This is a genomic window from Candidatus Chryseopegocella kryptomonas (assembly GCF_001536065.1).
Classification (GTDB): domain Bacteria; phylum Bacteroidota; class Ignavibacteria; order Kryptoniales; family Kryptoniaceae; genus Kryptonium; species Kryptonium kryptomonas.
In genome coordinates, this window is record NZ_CZVW01000006.1 from 75,892 (window position 1) to 91,543 (window position 15,652).

The following is a 15,652-nucleotide window of genomic DNA, read 5'->3' on the forward strand; positions in this document are numbered from 1 at the left end:
TTCGGTTCAAAAATGAGAAAGTTATCCTTGTTGTTTTTAATTTTTTCTCTTTTTGCAGTTCAGATTTTAAATCTTTCAGAGCTTGAATCTGCATCAAGAAAACCCGTAAAGGCATTTAACGGTATGGTTGTCTCTTCTGATTCGCTTGCGACGAAAGTTGGCGTGGAAATTTTAAAAAAGGGTGGAAATGCGGTTGATGCAGCTGTTGCAGTTGGATTTGCACTTGCGGTGACCTATCCGCAGGCTGGAAACATTGGCGGTGGTGGATTTATGGTGATAAGAATGGCAAATGGTGAAACTGTTACAATTGATTACAGAGAGAAAGCACCGTTAAAGGCACATAGAGATATGTTCCTTGATGAAAAAGGAAATTTCGTCCCAGAGAAAAGTCAAATTGGGCATCTTTCCGTTGGTGTTCCGGGCTCTGTTGCAGGTTTGCTCCTTGCACTTGAAAAATATGGAACAATGTCAAGAAAAGAGGTTTTAAATCCGGCGATTGAACTTGCTGAAAAAGGTTTTATCGTAAATGAGGGACTTGCTAATGCTTTTAGAAATGCTTTTGAGCATTTTAAAAAATTTCCAAGCACGATGAAATACTTTTCAAAGAATGGCGAACCATACAAAGCGGGCGATAAACTTGTGCAGAAAGATCTTGCTAAGGTTTTAAAGTTGATAAGAGACAAAGGAAGGGATGGATTTTACAAGGGCATGGTTGCGGATTTAATCGTTTCTGAAATGAAAAGAGGTGGAGGATTGATAACTTATGAAGACCTTGAAAATTATCAGCCGGTGATAAGGAAACCTGTTGTCGGAAATTATCGTGGTTATGAAATTATATCAATGGGTCCGCCAAGTTCTGGGGGAGTTTGTTTGATTGAACTTTTGAACATACTTGAAAATTTTGATTTGAAAAAATATGGTTTTGGCTCGTCTCAAACAATTCATTATTTAGTTGAAGCGATGAAACGAGTTTATGCTGATAGAGCGGAATACCTTGGGGATCCTGACTTTGTTCAAATTCCGATTGAAAAACTTCTTTCAAAAGAATATGCAAAGGAAATCGCAGATGAAATTGACACTTTATATGCTACGCCGAGTTCAAAAATTATTCGCTCTGTTTCACCATCTCCCGAGGGAGTGCATACAACTCATTATTCCATCGTTGATAAATGGGGAAATGTTGTTGCGGTTACGACGACAATTAACAGTTATTTCGGCTCAATGGTTGTTGTTGATGGTGCGGGGTTCTTTTTGAATAATGAGATGGACGATTTCAGCGCAAAGCCAGGCGCACCAAATCAATTTGGATTGCTTGGAAGCGAAGCAAATTCAATTCAACCTGGGAAAAGAATGTTAAGTTCAATGACGCCGACAATAGTTTTAAAAAATGGTAAGCCGTTCCTTGTTCTCGGCTCTCCAGGTGGTTCAACAATTATAACATCAGTTTTGCAGGTGATTTTAAATGTAGTTGATTTTGGAATGAATATTCAAGAAGCAGTTGATGCGCCACGGATACATCATCAGTGGTATCCAGATGAAATTTATTATGAAAGGCGGGGATTGGTTTTTGATGTAATTGAAAATTTGAAAAAGCGGGGGCATAAACTTGTTGAAAGGCATGGATTTCAGGGTGAAGTTCAAGCAATTTTGATTGATGAAAACGGTGTTAAATATGGCGCTGCTGATCCACGTGGATATGGACTTGCAATGGGGTATTGAGCAATTTCGGAAGTTTGATTAAATTTATTAAAAATTAAAGCGAGGCAAGTTATGAGGTTCAAGATTTTTTTTCATTTTCGTTTTGCTTTTTCAAAACCACCATCTTTACGGACAAGTTGAAAAGGAAACAGACAGATTGAGGTCAATAGAATTACGGCTTGAAAGATTGGAAGCCACGCTTAACACTTTTATGCAACAGGTGGATAAAAGATTTGAGCAGATTGACAAAAGAATTGATGATTTAAACCGCAAGATTGATCATTTTATGACATTTTTATGGATAATTTCTGGAATTTTTACTGCAATTATGATTGCTGCGATTGGTTTTGCGATATGGGACAGGCGAACCGCAATTTACAGGGCAAAGCAGGAAGTGATTGAAGAGGTTGATAGAAAATGGAATCTTACAAATGTTGTGAGGGCGCTTCGTGAATATGCACTTGGAGATCAACGTCTCGCTGATATTTTGAAAAAATATGGTTTGATGTAAATGCTTCAAAATCTTTTCAAAATTTTTCGCTTTATTTTCATTGCAATTTTGCCACCTTTGATTTTTCTTGTTTTGTTTTTCGCTGTTTCAATGGTCGTATATAAAAATCTTGAAAAAGACATATCTTGGGTTGATGCTTTTTTCTGGATAACGCATCCGCACGCAATTTCTGAACATAGAAAGGATTTGACGAAGTTATTTGCTTTTGTCGTTTATGTCGGAATCTTCTTTTTTCAAGTCTGGTTCATTGAAAGAATTCTCGTGAATATATTCAGTGGGGAATTAAAAATACTTTGGAGGAAGCGTATGAGTGAAGTGGCAATTTCAAAACTTAAAGATCACTATATAATCATTGGCTATGGTCAGGTTGGAAGAACGGTCGTTGATGAACTTGTTAAATTGAAACTTCCATTTGTTCTTGTTGAGACAAACGAAAGCATTGTTAAAGAACTTTTGAGAGAAGGAATCAACGCAATTCAGGGTGATGCGAGGAGAAGAAGTGTTTTGATAAGTGCTGGAATTGAAAGGGCAAAGTTTATTTGCACATTGATTGATAACGATGCTGACAATCTTTACATAACTATAACTGCAAAAATGTTGAATCCAAACATAAAAATTATCTCAAGGGCTGGAAATTTAAGATATGCGGAGGCGATGAGAGGTGCTGGAGCAGATGAAGTGGTTGTGCCAGAATATGAGGGAGGAATGGTTGTCGGAAGGATAATTTCAAGATATGAGAAGTTGAAGGAGTTGTAAAATAAAAAATCTTGGGGTTATGAAGATACTTTTAGTTGAAGACGAGAAAAAAGTCGCAAGTTTCATAAAACGAGGGCTTGAAGAGGAACATTTCACAGTTGATGTCGCTTATGATGGTGAAAGCGGTGAATTTATGGCTTTGACATCGGAATATGATTTGATAATTCTTGACATACTTCTCCCAAAGAAAAACGGACTTGATGTTTTAAGAAGTATAAGGGCAAATAAAATTAACACTCCTGTTTTAATTTTGACTGCAAGAGGTTCAATTGATGATAAAGTTGAAGGTTTAAACAGTGGGGCTGACGATTATCTCACAAAACCATTTGCTTTTGCTGAACTTCTTGCGAGGGTAAGGTCTCTTTTGAGAAGGGCTTCGCCTGAAAAATCAAACATTATAAAAATTGCTGACCTTGAACTTGACACAGTTAAACACATCGCAAAGCGTGGGGATAAGATAATTGAATTAACCGCACGAGAATTTGCTTTGCTTGAATATATGATGCGAAACAAAGGCAGAGTTTTAACCAGAACGATGATAGCAGAACACATTTGGGATTATCACTTTGACACTGGTTCAAATATAATTGATGTTTATGTGAGAAGATTGAGAAAGAAAATTGATGAGGGTTTCCCCAAGAAGTTAATTCGCACAATTCGTGGCGTTGGTTATGTAATTAAAGAGGATTGAGAATATGTTAAGTTCAATCAAATTAAAACTTTCAATTTTATACTCTCTTGCTTTGCTTTTTTCTCTTGCGATTTATGGGGCGCTTGCTTATTTCTATATGAGGAAAAATCTCCTTGATGGGCTTGATAATTCGTTGAAATCGGAGATAAAATGGATAAAAGATGCGGTTGAGCCGAAGATTTCAAATTTTGAGATTATGGCAAACGAACTTGAAGAAGAACAAGTGGCGGATTCAACGCTTGAAGATGAAATTTGGGATATGATTTATGAGCATTCGCTTTTGAGCGCAAAGAAACAATTTATTCAAATCAGAGATAAAAATGGCAAAGAAATTTACAGATCGTTAAGTTTGGGGCAACTTGATTTACCGCTTGATTCGGTTAAAGAGACGAATCAAATTTTCCTTTTTACTGTTGATAAATTTAATTCGCACAAAATTAGATTGGCTGTTTTAAAGTCCGAATATCTTCAACTTGGAGTTGCATATCCAATAGATGAAATAGACCACGCATTGGCGAATCTATTTAGAATTCTCGTTTTGTTAATCCCAGTTGCTCTTTTGATCTCAATTGTTGGTGGAATTTTTCTGGCTGGTCGTTCATTAAAACCAGTTGATGATATTGTTAAAACCGCAAGAGAAATAACCGCTGGAAATTTAAGCAGACGAATTCCAGAACCAAGATCAAACGATGAAATCGCACGCTTGATAAAGACATTGAACGATATGATTGATCGGCTTGAAAAATCATTTGAGCGAATGAAACAATTTTCCGCAGATGTATCTCACGAATTTAAAACTCCTTTGACGATAATTCGTGGTGAAATTGAACTTGCTCTTTCTGGAAATAAGAGAGCAAACGAGTTGAAGAAGACACTTGTTAATATACTTGATGAGGTTGTGCGACTTTCAAATATGGTTGATGATTTGTTAACACTTTACAAATCAGATGTCGGGCAGATTAAATTTGACTTCAAAGAAATTGAACTTGATGTGTTACTTAAAGATTTACTTGATGATGTTGCAGTTCTTGCCGAGGGAAGTGGAGTTAAAATCAAAGTTGGAAAACTTGAAAAAGCAGTTGTAAGCGGGGATGAGATGAGGTTAAAGCAGTTGTTTTTAAATTTGATTGACAACGCTATAAAGTATAACAAAATCGGTGGTGAAGTTTTAATTTCAGTTGAAAATAAAAATGGATTTGTTGAGGTATCAATAAGTGATACGGGCATCGGGATTCCAGATGAAGAGATAAATTTGATATTTGAGAGATTTTATCGTGTTGATAAAGCAAGAAGTAGAGGTGGCGTTGGACTTGGTCTTTCTATAGCAAAATGGATAGTGGAATCGCACAATGGTAAAATAGAAGTTGAAAGTAAACTCGGACAGGGGAGTAAGTTTAAAGTTATTTTGCCGAGTGTTGAAAAATAAAACCTCAAGATGCGATTTAATGCAATAGGGCGTAAAGAGATGAAAAAAAAGTTTGATTTTGTATATTAAAGTGCAAAAATAAATTTCAAAAACAAAATTTGGGTTTAAAAATGAAGCGTTTAATTCTCATCGCAGTTGCTTTTATTACCATTTTTAATTTTCTCGCATTTTGTCAGGGGGAGAGCACAAAATCTAAACAGTCAAAACCTGAGATTATCGTTTTGCCTGAACATGAGAGAAATTTTGAAAGGTTGATAAACTGGCTCCAAACAAACGCTTTGTTTAAAGATAAAACGAGTTTTATCCAATCAATTCGTGAAACTTTTAATTTTGCTAAAACAGGAAACTTGGAAAAATATGCTTATTGGTTGAAGATTTTTAATTCCGAACTTTCAAAGTTAGATACGCTTGAGATGAAGGAGTTATTAAATTTTGCTTTATCATCTTTAACTCCGGTTAAAAGCAAGGAAGTATTGCCTGCAGAAGTTCCAGGTTGTGGGGCTGATTGTTTGTTAACTTCTTGCAGAATCACCTGTCCTTCTGGAACAAAGCCGAAATGTCAATGTCATTTCTTTTTCGCAGATTGTGGATGTGAGCCGTATCAATAAAGATGAAAAAAGTTTAATTTTATTTTCATCTTGTGTTAATGTTGGGTTTGTATATTAAAGTGCAAAAATAAATTTCAAAAACAAAATTTGGATTTAAAAATGAAGCGTTTAATTCTCATCGCGGTTGCGTTAATTTTGGGGTTAAATGTTGCTGTATTCTCACAGCAGACGCAACAGCAGGCGCAACCCCAGAAGCCGGCAGTAACTCAGGAAAAGAAAGCCGAGGCGGATACGGCTAAGAAGGCGGTGAAGAAAGAAGCAAAGAAGGCGAAAAAGGTGAAGAAGGAAAAGAAAGAAAAAGAGCCGAAGCCCGGCAATTAATCTGATGTAAGCCCCGACCCAATGGCGGTCGGGGTTTTTTGTAAAAAACGGAGGTGCTACATTTGTATGGTTATACTTTTCACGCTTTCACAACTTGAACTCACCGGCGCTGAGGGGCATACCTGTTAAAAGGGCAGGGTGAAATTTGGAATTTCAAATGGCTTTTTTTATATTTTTAAAAAACTAAATCCTCAATGGTGGGTTTTCCCCAAAAGGGACCCAGCTTCGGGAAACCCACTATTTTTTTTGAGTTATGATAAATTTTGATGAGTTAAAGTCAAAAATCAGAGAAATAGTTGTGCCGATAATTGAAGGCGCTGGAGCTTACCTGGTTGATATCAATTTCAAAGGTATAGGGCGAAATCTTACGCTTGAAATTTTTGTTGATACAGATGACGGGATAACTGTGAAAAAATGTGAGGAGATAAGCAGGCAAATTTCAGATGCACTTGACTTTTATGACCCGATACCTGGAAGATACCGGCTTGAGGTTTCTTCCCCGGGTGTTGGTGTGCCTTTTAAAGTTAAAAGACAATACTTAACAAACACAGGAAGATTTCTGCGTGTAAAATATATTGACCAAAGTTCGGGTCAAGTGATTGAAATTATGGGAAAACTTGTTTATGCTGATGACGAAAAAGTTAAAATTGAGATTAAAAGCGAAAAAGATCCGATTGTTTTGACCTACGAGCAAATAATTGAAGCAAAAACTGAAATTGTGTGGTAATAAAATCAAAATTAAAAAACCCGGAGTATGAATCGCGAAATAGTTGAAGCATTCACGCAACTTGCAAAGGAGAAAAAAATTGAAAAAGATAAAATTGCTTTTATCCTTGAAGATGTCTTTAGAACGCTCGTTAAGAAAAAATATGGAGATGATGCTGAATTTGATATAATCGTCAATATGGAAAGAGGAGACATTGAAATTTACCTTATGAAAGATATAGTTGATGTTGTTAAAGATCCTTTGAGACAAGTTTCGCTTGAGAAGGCTAAGGAAGTAGACCCAACGCTTGAACTTGGCGAAAAATTTGTTGAAAAAATTGAATTGAAAGATTTTGGTTTAAGATTGATTTCGCAGGCGAAGCAGCTTTTTATTCAGAGATTGAGCGAGTTTGAACGTGATTCAATTATGAGGGAATATGAACAGCATAAGGGTGAAATTTTAATTGGTGAAGTTTATCAAATTTACACTGGCAAAGATGGTAAACCTGAGGTAGTTTTTTTGATGCACAATAAAAATGAGCTTATTTTGCCAAGAAGCGAGATGATACCCGACGAGAAATACAGGAAGAATGAAAGTTTGAGAGTTCTTGTAAAAGATGTTAAACCACCAAATCCAAGGGACGAACGCAGAGGCGGTGGAAATCCTCAAATAATTGTTTCAAGAGCTGATCCACAATTTCTTGTTAAACTTTTTGAGCTTGAGATTCCGGAGGTTTATGATGGTGTTGTGGTCATAAAGAATGTTGCTCGGATTCCGGGCAAAAAATCAAAGGTTGCGGTTGCTTCAACTGATGAAAGAGTTGATCCTGTTGGAGCGTGCGTCGGAATGAAAGGCGTAAGAATTCATTCAATTGTTAAAGAACTTAACAACGAAAACATAGATGTCATAGCATACAGCGATGACCCGGCTATATTCGTCGCAAGAGCATTGCAACCGGCGAAACCGAAAGGAGTTGAGATAGATAGAGAGAAGAGAAGAGCAATAGTTTATGTCCCGCCTGAGGAAGTTTCAGCAGCTGTTGGGACTGATGGAATAAATGTAAAACTTGCATCTGAGCTGACGGAGTATGATATTGAAATAGTTTCAACCGAAGGAGAGAAAAAAGATGTTCAGCGAATTGTTCGCTTGTCGGATTTGAAAGATCAAATTGGTGAGGAAATTTATCAACGTTTGAAAGATGCAGGAATTGAGACGAACAGAGATTATCTTGCTCTTTCAGATGAAAATATAAAGTCAATTCTTTCTGGATTGCAAGGGGTTGACGATAAAAAAATAAAACGTTTGAGAAACATAATAAGAAAAGCTTCAAGGTAAAAGATCATGGCAAAAAGAGTTTATAACATAGCGAAGGAATTAAATATATCGTCGGATGAGCTTGTGAGCTTTTTGCAAAAGCAGGGATTTGATGTGAAAAGCCATATGTCGCCAGTTGATGATAAAATGCTTGAAGTCATAAACAGGCATTATAAACACGAACGTGAATTAGCCGAGCGACAAAGGAAGAAAAAAGAACTTGTAATGAAGGAGGTTGAACAAATACCGAGCGAGACACCACAACAAGTTGCAGAACCAGAAGTTAGCACTGAAATTGTTGAACAGAAACAGGAGGAAATTACACAAGAAGTCACAGTTGAGGAAACTAATTTGACAGAGGAAATAAAACAAGAAGTTGAAACCGTCATCAAAGAGTTTGAAGAAAAAGTTGAACAACCTGTTGATGTTGCAATAGAAAAACCCGTTAAAGAAACACCCATTGAGACAGAGTCATCTGTAATTGAAGAAAAAATTGAAACGCCAGCGCCTGCAGTTGAGAAAGTTCCTGAAGTAAGCCAAGCTGAGGAAAAAGTTGAAAGTGTAACTGAACCTATCTCACAGGCAACAGAAAAAATAGAGGAGCCGATCGTTCAGGTAGAGGGACAAAAAGTTGAGCCCGTTGAAGGTGTAGTTGATACAGGCAGACCTGGCAAACCGGAGGGGATGGTTTATGTTGATTTTAAGGATAAGCATTTCAAAAAAGATAGAGATGAGAAGAGAAAAAGGTTTGAACGGGAGGAGGAACGAAGGAGGGAAAGAGATAGGAGAAAAGATAAATTTAGAAGGAGAAAAGGAGAGGGAAGATTTGAAAAGGAGAAACCCAGAAAGAAAGAAGAGCCAGTCGTTGAAGGCGTTGTTCATTCACCTGATGTAGAAGCCCTGAAAGAAGAGACGAGAAAGAAGAAACAGGCGAAAGAAAAAGAAGAAAAGAAGCGCAAGGTTGTTGAAATTGAAGATATTGAAATAAAGAAACCTTTGAAAAAGAGCAAACGCAGAATTGAAATTGACGAAGAAGAAATACGCAGGCGAATTGATCAAACGCTTGCTGAAATGGAAGATGCAGGACCTGATTTCAGGGAGATAATCAAAAAACGAAAGAAGAAAGAAAGACAGGAAAAAGAAGAAAGGAAAATAGAGCAACTTGAACGAGAGAAAAGAAAGATAAAAGTTGCGGAGTTTATCACTGTTAATGAACTTGCAAATTTACTTGGTGTTCCAGCAAGTGAGATAATCAAAAAATGTCTCGGTCTTGGGCTTGTTGTCTCAATAAATCAACGCCTTGATTTTGACACGATAACTTTAATTGCAAGTGATTATGGATTTGAAGTTGAGAGAGCAGAAGAATATCTTGAGGATTTAATTGAAGAAGAGCCTGATCGTCCTGAGGACCTTGAGCCAAGACCACCGGTTGTCACGATTATGGGGCATGTTGATCACGGTAAAACGACGCTTCTTGATTACATAAGACAGAGTAACATCGTCGCTGGTGAAGCTGGTGGGATAACTCAGCACATAGGTGCTTATCAAGTTACACTTCCGAATGGGAAGCAAATTACATTTATTGACACGCCCGGGCACGAAGCATTCACCGCAATGAGAGCTCGCGGTGCGCAAGTGACGGATATAGTTGTCCTTGTTGTTGCTGCTGACGATGCGGTTATGCCACAAACAGTTGAAGCGATAAACCACGCCCTTGCAGCTAATGTCCCGATTATCGTCGCGATAAATAAAATAGACAAACCAGAAGCAAATCCGGACAAAATTAAACAGCAACTTGCAGAGCGTGGAATTTTGGTTGAAGATTGGGGTGGAAAATATCAATGCGTTGAAATTTCTGCAAAATACGGAAAAAATGTTGATCTGTTGCTTGAAAAAATTCTCCTTGAAGCTGAACTTATGGACCTTAAAGCAAATCCAAAGAAGAGAGCTCGCGGTGTTGTAATTGAATCAAAACTTGACAAAGGACGTGGTCCGGTTGGAACGGTTCTCGTTCAAAATGGAACATTGAAAATTGGCGATCCATTCGTTGCTGGAACGACATTCGGGAGGGTAAGAGGTATGTTTGATGAAAGAGGAAATAGAGTTGAAATTGCAAAACCATCAACCCCGGTGCAGGTTATAGGATTTGATGAACTTCCGGAGGCAGGTGATTCATTTGTCGTCGTTGAAGATGAAAAGAAGGCAAGAGAAATCGCAAACAAAAGAGCACAACTAAAAAGAGAACAGACATTCAGACAATTAAGAGCTATTTCACTTAGCAAACTATCTGAACAAATTAAAGAAGGCAAGGTTAAAGAGTTACCCGTTATCATCAAAGCGGATGTCAATGGCTCGGTTGAAGCTTTGAGCGATTCTTTGATGAAACTTTCAACTGATGAAGTTAAAGTGAGAATAATACATAAAGCAGTTGGTGCAATAAGTGAATCTGATGTTTTGCTTGCTCAAGCTTCTGGAGCAATAATCATTGGCTTTAATGTCAGACCAACTTCAAGTGCGAAGAAACTTGCAGAAAGCGAAAATGTTGAAATACGACTTTACAACATAATTTACAATGTGATTGAAGATGTCAAGAAGGCGCTTGAAGGTATGCTTGAGCCAGAAAAAAGAGAAGAATTTCTCGGGACGGCTGAAGTCAGAGAAACATTCAAAATTTCAAAAGTTGGAACTGTTGCGGGTTGCTTTGTAACCGAAGGTAAAATTCCAAGAAATGCTTATGTAAGATTGATCAGAAATGGAATTGTGATTTATGAAGGTAAAATTGCATCGCTTAAAAGATTTAAAGATGATGTCAAAGAAGTTGAAGCAGGACTTGAATGTGGAATTGCACTTGAAAATTATAACGATATAAAAGTTGGCGATATAATTGAAGCGTTTAACATCCTTGAAGTGAAAAGAAAACTTGAAGAGGTGAAAAAGCAGTAAATTTCTTTGAACTTAAAGCGAGGGTTAAAAAATGAGCACGATAAGAGCGGAGCGAGTCGCTTCTTTGATCAAAGAGGAAGTTTCAGATATAATTTCAAAAGTTCTTGAACACGAAAGCGTTGGGTTCTGGACTGTTACAAATGTGAGGGTAAGCCCAGATTTAAGGTATGCCAAAATTTACATCAGCATTTACGGAGATAAAGTCACACAACAAAACACAATGAGAAAAATTGAATCGCTGAAAAAAACAATTAGACAACGGCTTGGTTCAAGATTGAGTTTGAGATTTGTTCCTGAAATTGAATTCTATCTTGATGATACGCTTGAACATGTTGACAGGATAAATGCTCTTTTAAAGCAAATTGAAGATAGGGAAAAGAACAACAGAAAAGGTGATGACACTGGCTCAGAGGATAAGGCAGGGTGAAATCATACTTGTAAATAAACCCGCTGGTTGGACATCTTATAAAGTTGTTGATAAAATAAAGCGATGGTTTAAGGTAAAAAAAGCAGGTCACGCTGGAACGCTTGACCCGTTTGCTGAAGGACTTTTGATAATTGCAACGGGAAAGAAAACGAAGGAACTTTCAAAGATTACCGAACTTGATAAAGAATACGAAGGAATTATGGAACTTGGAGCGATAACGCCAAGCCACGATCCCGAAACCGAAATAATTGAGCGAAAGCCAATTGATGGCATCACTGAGGAGATCATAAGAGATAATGTTAAGTATTTCATCGGGGAAATTGAGCAAATTCCGCCGATGTATTCCGCAGTTAAGTATAAAGGGAAACCACTTTATAAACTTGCTCGCAAAGGCATTGAGATTGAAAGAAAGCCGAAAAAAGTTAAAATTTTTGACTTTCAAATTCTTGAAGTTAAACTTCCAGAAGTTCGCTTTCGTGTTAGATGTTCAAAGGGAACTTATGTGAGAACGCTTGTCCATGACTTTGGACAGAAACTTGGTTGTGGTGCTTATTTGAAATCGCTTGTCAGAACAAGAATTGGAGGTTACAAGTTAGAAGATGCTTTAACAATTGATGAATTAAGGAAAATTTCAACCGAGAGAAAAGATGGGGATAGTGCGAAACATACGGAAAATTAACAAAGATTCAAATTCAGTTGTGACAGTTGGTGTGTTTGATGGAGTTCATATAGCACATCGTGAAATTTTGAAACGAATGGAAGAAGAAAAGAAGAAAACAGGCGCAAGAACTTTACTTGTTACATTTGATCCACATCCGCAGGAGATTCTCCGACCGAGAGAGAAATTTCAAATTTTGACAACAATTGATGAAAGAATTGAACTTTTGAAAGAGTATGACCTTGATATTGTCTTTGTTGTAAATTTCACGCTTGAATTTTCAAATATCACTGCTGAAGAATTTTGCAAAGATGTGATGCTTGAAAAAATTGGATTGAGAAAAGTTATAGTTGGTTATAATCATGCTTTCGGAAAAAATCGTGAAGGGAATCCAGAGAAGTTGAAAGAGTTTGGTGAAAGATATGGGTTTGATGTTGAGATTGTCCCGCAACTTCTTGTTGAGAATATACCTGTCAGCAGTTCAAAAGTGAGAAGCATTTTAAACAACGGCGATGTAAAACTTGCATCAAAATTGCTCGGAAGATATTATTTTATAAATGGAGTTGTCGTCCGAGGAAGCGGTCGTGGTAAAGAACTTGGAATACCAACTGCGAACATTGAGCCAAATTCAAGGAGAAAATTGATTCCTAAAAATGGAGTTTATGTCGTAAGGGTTACAATTGACAGAAAAAATTATTATGGCGTTATGAACATCGGATATAGACCGACATTTGAGCTTGATAGCGAAAGAGTTATGGAAGTGAACATATTTGATTTTGATGAGGAGATTTATTTCAAACATATCAAAGTTGAATTTATAGACAGGTTGCGGGATGAGATGAAATTTTCGTCTCCAAAGGAGCTTGTTGAACAAATCAAGATAGATAAGGAGAGAGCCTTTGAGATCCTTGAAAAGGAGTTTAAAAAAGAGGAAATTTTAAATAAGTAAAACAAAAAAATCGGGAGATATGCCATTGACGAGCGAACAGAAAAAGGAACTTATTAAAAAATACGGAAAACACGAAAAAGACACTGGTTCACCAGAAGTTCAAATTGCAATTCTTACAGCAAGAATTAACCAACTTGCGGAGCATTTTGAGAAGCATCCAAAGGATAAACATTCAAGGATGGGATTGATAAAGATGATAGGAAAGAGGAGACGGCTTTTAAGGTATCTTGAGAGAACAAATTATGAGAGTTACAAAAAAATTCTTGAGGAACTTGATTTAAGAAAATAAAAAATTAAGGTTGGTGGTGTGGCTATGTCGTATCTTAAGAAGGAAATTGAAATTGGTGGGCGAATTCTTTCTTTTGAAATAGGAAAGTATGCTAAGCAGGCAGATGGTGCAGTTATGGTAAGATATGCGGATACAATGGTTCTTGCGACTGCGGTTGCAGAAGAGGAGCAAAAAGAAGATATTGATTTTATGCCTCTTTCGGTTGAATATCGTGAGAAGACATCAGCAGCTGGAAAAATTCCAGGTGGATTTGAAAAGAGGGAGGGAAAGCCAACTGAAAAAGAAATTTTATCCGCTCGCTTAATTGACAGAGCATTGCGACCTCTTTTCCCGAAAGAATTTAGGTGCGAAACGCAGGTTACAGTCACCGTATTCTCATTTGATCTTGAAAATGATCCCGATGTAATTGGTGGAATTGCAAGCTCAACTGCGCTTATGATCTCTGATATTCCGTGGAATGGACCTATAGCTGAGGTAAGGGTTGGAAAAATTGACGGTGAATTTGTTATAAACCCGACGATATCTCAGCTTGAAAAGAGCGATCTTGATCTTGTTGTCGCTGGAACGATTGACTCAATCGTTATGGTTGAAGGCGAAGCGAAGGAGATTTCAGAAAAAGATATGGTTGAGGCGATAAAGTTTGCGCACGAATACATAAAAAAGATTTGTGAAGTTCAACTTGAAATTGCAAAAGAAATTGGAAAGCCGAAAAGAGAAATCGTTAAAGAGGAAATACCCGAAAGAATTTTAAATGATGTGAAAGAACTTGCTGAGGCACGGATTAAAGAACTTAACAGAACTCCGCTCAAAAAACTTGAACGAGCGGAGAAAATGGATTTAATTTTACAGGAGACGATTGAAGCTTTAAAGCAAAGATATGCATCTGAACTCGTCCAGGATGAAAACGGAAATCAAATTCCACTGCTTTCACTTTATCCGAAGCTTGAATTTTGGATTAAACAGGTGATTGAGGAAATTGAACGACTTGATATGAGATATATGGTTTTGAAAGAAGGCAAAAGAATTGACGGTCGTGGTTTAAATGATATTAGACCTATAACGGCGGAAGTTGGGGTTTTGCCCAGAACTCATGGCTCTGCTTTATTTACACGTGGTGAAACTCAATCACTTGCAACTGTTACGCTTGGAACGAAAATGGATGAGCAGTTAATTGATGGTCTTTTGCCTGAGTATACGAAAAGATTTATGCTTCATTATAATTTCCCGCCGTTTTCTGTTGGTGAAGTTGCTCCATTTAGAGGTCCAAGTAGAAGAGAAATAGGACATGGGAATCTTGCTGAAAGAGCTTTGAAAAATTTAATTCCGCCTGAAGAAGAATTTCCATACACGATAAGAGTTGTCTCTGATATTCTTGAATCAAACGGTTCATCATCAATGGCTACAGTTTGTTCTGGAACGCTTGCTCTTATGGATGGTGGAGTTCCGTTGAGAAAACATGTTGCAGGTATCGCCATGGGACTTGTCAAAGAAGGTGATGAAGTTGCAATCTTAACAGATATACTCGGGAACGAGGATCGGCTTGGGGATATGGATTTTAAGGTCGCTGGAACGCGCGATGGTATAACCGCATTTCAAATGGATATAAAGATAAGCGGTATAAGTTATGAAATTTTTGAGCGAGCTCTGGAACAGGCGAAAGAGGCAAGGATGAAGATACTTGACATACTTGAACAAACTATCCCGGGACCAAGACCAGAGGTTTCACCTTATGCACCTCGTCTTATGACAACGCGAATTCCTGTTGAAATGATCGGCTGGGTTATAGGTCCTGCTGGGAAAAATATCAAAATGATGAAGCAAGAATTTGGAACAGAAGTTTTTATTGAAGATGATGGTTTGGTTTGGATAAGTGGACCAAATAAAGAAGCGTGTGAAAAGGCAAAGCAAATGGTTGAGCAACTTGCGGAGGTTCCAGAGGTTGGAAAAGTTTATAAAGGTATTGTGAGGAAAATTGCTGATTTTGGAGCTTTTGTTGAAATTTTGCCGGGTAAAATTGGACTTTTGCATATCTCGGAGATTGATCATAAAAGAGTTGAAAAGGTATCAGATGTTTTGAAAGTTGGTGATGAAGTTGAAGTGCAGATATTAACAGTTGATGATATGGGTAGATTTACATTGAGCAGGAAGTCGCTTATTCCAAAGCAAGAAGCACCACAGAGACAGCAGACCACCGCACAACGCCAGCATACCGCTCACCAAACCACACAGCATAGAACGAGAAAATAAAATCTGTGGGTTTCCCAGAACCCACAGGTTGCTTCTTTTTTGTTTTTAATCGCCACCGCTTTAAATTTTCTCTGACATCAAAAATTTTTCACCAAAAAAGCAGTTGAA

The 15,652-nt window shown here is 37.4% G+C and carries 15 protein-coding genes; all 15 read left to right on the forward strand.

Going from position 1 to position 15,652, the window contains the following annotated elements; all coding sequences use genetic code 11:
* Positions 1-12: 12 nt before the first annotated feature.
* The 15 genes from ggt (at position 13) to AWW83_RS03775 (ending at position 15,544) form a co-directional block, all read left to right on the forward strand.
* Positions 13-1,719, forward strand: a complete 1,707-nt coding sequence (gene ggt / locus AWW83_RS03705) for a gamma-glutamyltransferase (RefSeq protein WP_092348690.1) — start codon at positions 13-15, stop codon at positions 1,717-1,719.
* Between the two features lie 82 nt (positions 1,720-1,801).
* Positions 1,802-2,209: a hypothetical protein gene (locus AWW83_RS03710; RefSeq protein ID WP_092348692.1), complete on the forward strand. Its 408-nt coding sequence runs from the start codon at positions 1,802-1,804 to the stop codon at positions 2,207-2,209.
* Positions 2,210-2,965, forward strand: coding sequence for a potassium channel family protein (locus tag AWW83_RS03715; protein ID WP_092348695.1), 756 nt, complete (start codon positions 2,210-2,212; stop codon positions 2,963-2,965).
* A 19-nt stretch (positions 2,966-2,984) separates the two neighbouring features.
* Positions 2,985-3,656, forward strand: coding sequence for a heavy metal response regulator transcription factor (locus tag AWW83_RS03720; RefSeq protein WP_092348697.1), 672 nt, complete (start codon positions 2,985-2,987; stop codon positions 3,654-3,656).
* 4 nt (positions 3,657-3,660) lie between these two features.
* Positions 3,661-5,082 (forward strand): sensor histidine kinase, encoded by a 1,422-nt coding sequence (locus AWW83_RS03725; RefSeq protein ID WP_092348700.1) that lies wholly within the window; start codon positions 3,661-3,663, stop codon positions 5,080-5,082.
* A gap of 110 nt (positions 5,083-5,192) precedes the next feature.
* Complete coding sequence (locus tag AWW83_RS03730) at positions 5,193-5,690, forward strand: hypothetical protein (protein ID WP_092348703.1); 498 nt, start codon at positions 5,193-5,195, stop codon at positions 5,688-5,690.
* Positions 5,691-5,789: 99 nt separating this feature from the next.
* The gene (locus AWW83_RS03735; protein WP_092348706.1) at positions 5,790-6,011 is read left to right on the forward strand and encodes a hypothetical protein; all 222 of its coding nucleotides are present in this window, start codon (positions 5,790-5,792) and stop codon (positions 6,009-6,011) included.
* Between the two features lie 253 nt (positions 6,012-6,264).
* The gene (locus AWW83_RS03740; RefSeq protein WP_092348709.1) at positions 6,265-6,738 is read left to right on the forward strand and encodes a ribosome maturation factor RimP; all 474 of its coding nucleotides are present in this window, start codon (positions 6,265-6,267) and stop codon (positions 6,736-6,738) included.
* Between the two features lie 27 nt (positions 6,739-6,765).
* Complete coding sequence (gene nusA, locus AWW83_RS03745) at positions 6,766-8,052, forward strand: transcription termination factor NusA (protein ID WP_092348712.1); 1,287 nt, start codon at positions 6,766-6,768, stop codon at positions 8,050-8,052.
* A 6-nt stretch (positions 8,053-8,058) separates the two neighbouring features.
* On the forward strand, positions 8,059-10,974 hold the full coding sequence (gene infB / locus AWW83_RS10180) for a translation initiation factor IF-2 (protein WP_092348715.1): 2,916 nt from the start codon (positions 8,059-8,061) through the stop codon (positions 10,972-10,974).
* A 31-nt stretch (positions 10,975-11,005) separates the two neighbouring features.
* On the forward strand, positions 11,006-11,401 hold the full coding sequence (gene rbfA / locus AWW83_RS03755) for a 30S ribosome-binding factor RbfA (RefSeq protein WP_092348718.1): 396 nt from the start codon (positions 11,006-11,008) through the stop codon (positions 11,399-11,401).
* Positions 11,370-12,080 carry a tRNA pseudouridine(55) synthase TruB gene (gene truB / locus AWW83_RS03760; protein WP_092348721.1) on the forward strand — a complete coding sequence of 237 codons (711 nt, stop codon included), beginning with the start codon at positions 11,370-11,372 and terminating at the stop codon, positions 12,078-12,080. Before rbfA ends, truB begins: the two co-directional genes overlap by 32 nt.
* Positions 12,049-13,008, forward strand: coding sequence for a bifunctional riboflavin kinase/FAD synthetase (locus tag AWW83_RS03765; RefSeq protein ID WP_092348724.1), 960 nt, complete (start codon positions 12,049-12,051; stop codon positions 13,006-13,008). The genes truB and AWW83_RS03765 overlap by 32 nt, the downstream gene beginning before the upstream one ends.
* 19 nt (positions 13,009-13,027) lie before the next feature.
* The gene (gene rpsO / locus AWW83_RS03770; protein WP_092348727.1) at positions 13,028-13,297 is read left to right on the forward strand and encodes a 30S ribosomal protein S15; all 270 of its coding nucleotides are present in this window, start codon (positions 13,028-13,030) and stop codon (positions 13,295-13,297) included.
* Between the two features lie 24 nt (positions 13,298-13,321).
* Positions 13,322-15,544: a polyribonucleotide nucleotidyltransferase gene (locus AWW83_RS03775; RefSeq protein ID WP_092348730.1), complete on the forward strand. Its 2,223-nt coding sequence runs from the start codon at positions 13,322-13,324 to the stop codon at positions 15,542-15,544.
* Positions 15,545-15,652: the final 108 nt, after the last annotated feature.

What these genes read in the sequence shown, in the direction of transcription:
- ggt (WP_092348690.1), top strand. Translation starts at nt 13, where the DNA reads ATGAGAAAGTTATCCTTGTTGTTTTTAATTTTTTCTCTTTTTGCAGTT.
- AWW83_RS03715 (WP_092348695.1), top strand. Translation starts at nt 2,210, where the DNA reads ATGCTTCAAAATCTTTTCAAAATTTTTCGCTTTATTTTCATTGCAATT.
- AWW83_RS03720 (WP_092348697.1), top strand. Translation starts at nt 2,985, where the DNA reads ATGAAGATACTTTTAGTTGAAGACGAGAAAAAAGTCGCAAGTTTCATA.
- AWW83_RS03725 (WP_092348700.1), top strand. Translation starts at nt 3,661, where the DNA reads ATGTTAAGTTCAATCAAATTAAAACTTTCAATTTTATACTCTCTTGCT.
- AWW83_RS03730 (WP_092348703.1), top strand. Translation starts at nt 5,193, where the DNA reads ATGAAGCGTTTAATTCTCATCGCAGTTGCTTTTATTACCATTTTTAAT.
- AWW83_RS03735 (WP_092348706.1), top strand. Translation starts at nt 5,790, where the DNA reads ATGAAGCGTTTAATTCTCATCGCGGTTGCGTTAATTTTGGGGTTAAAT.
- AWW83_RS03740 (WP_092348709.1), top strand. Translation starts at nt 6,265, where the DNA reads ATGATAAATTTTGATGAGTTAAAGTCAAAAATCAGAGAAATAGTTGTG.
- nusA (WP_092348712.1), top strand. Translation starts at nt 6,766, where the DNA reads ATGAATCGCGAAATAGTTGAAGCATTCACGCAACTTGCAAAGGAGAAA.
- infB (WP_092348715.1), top strand. Translation starts at nt 8,059, where the DNA reads ATGGCAAAAAGAGTTTATAACATAGCGAAGGAATTAAATATATCGTCG.
- rbfA (WP_092348718.1), top strand. Translation starts at nt 11,006, where the DNA reads ATGAGCACGATAAGAGCGGAGCGAGTCGCTTCTTTGATCAAAGAGGAA.
- truB (WP_092348721.1), top strand. Translation starts at nt 11,370, where the DNA reads ATGACACTGGCTCAGAGGATAAGGCAGGGTGAAATCATACTTGTAAAT.
- AWW83_RS03765 (WP_092348724.1), top strand. Translation starts at nt 12,049, where the DNA reads ATGGGGATAGTGCGAAACATACGGAAAATTAACAAAGATTCAAATTCA.
- rpsO (WP_092348727.1), top strand. Translation starts at nt 13,028, where the DNA reads ATGCCATTGACGAGCGAACAGAAAAAGGAACTTATTAAAAAATACGGA.
- AWW83_RS03775 (WP_092348730.1), top strand. Translation starts at nt 13,322, where the DNA reads ATGTCGTATCTTAAGAAGGAAATTGAAATTGGTGGGCGAATTCTTTCT.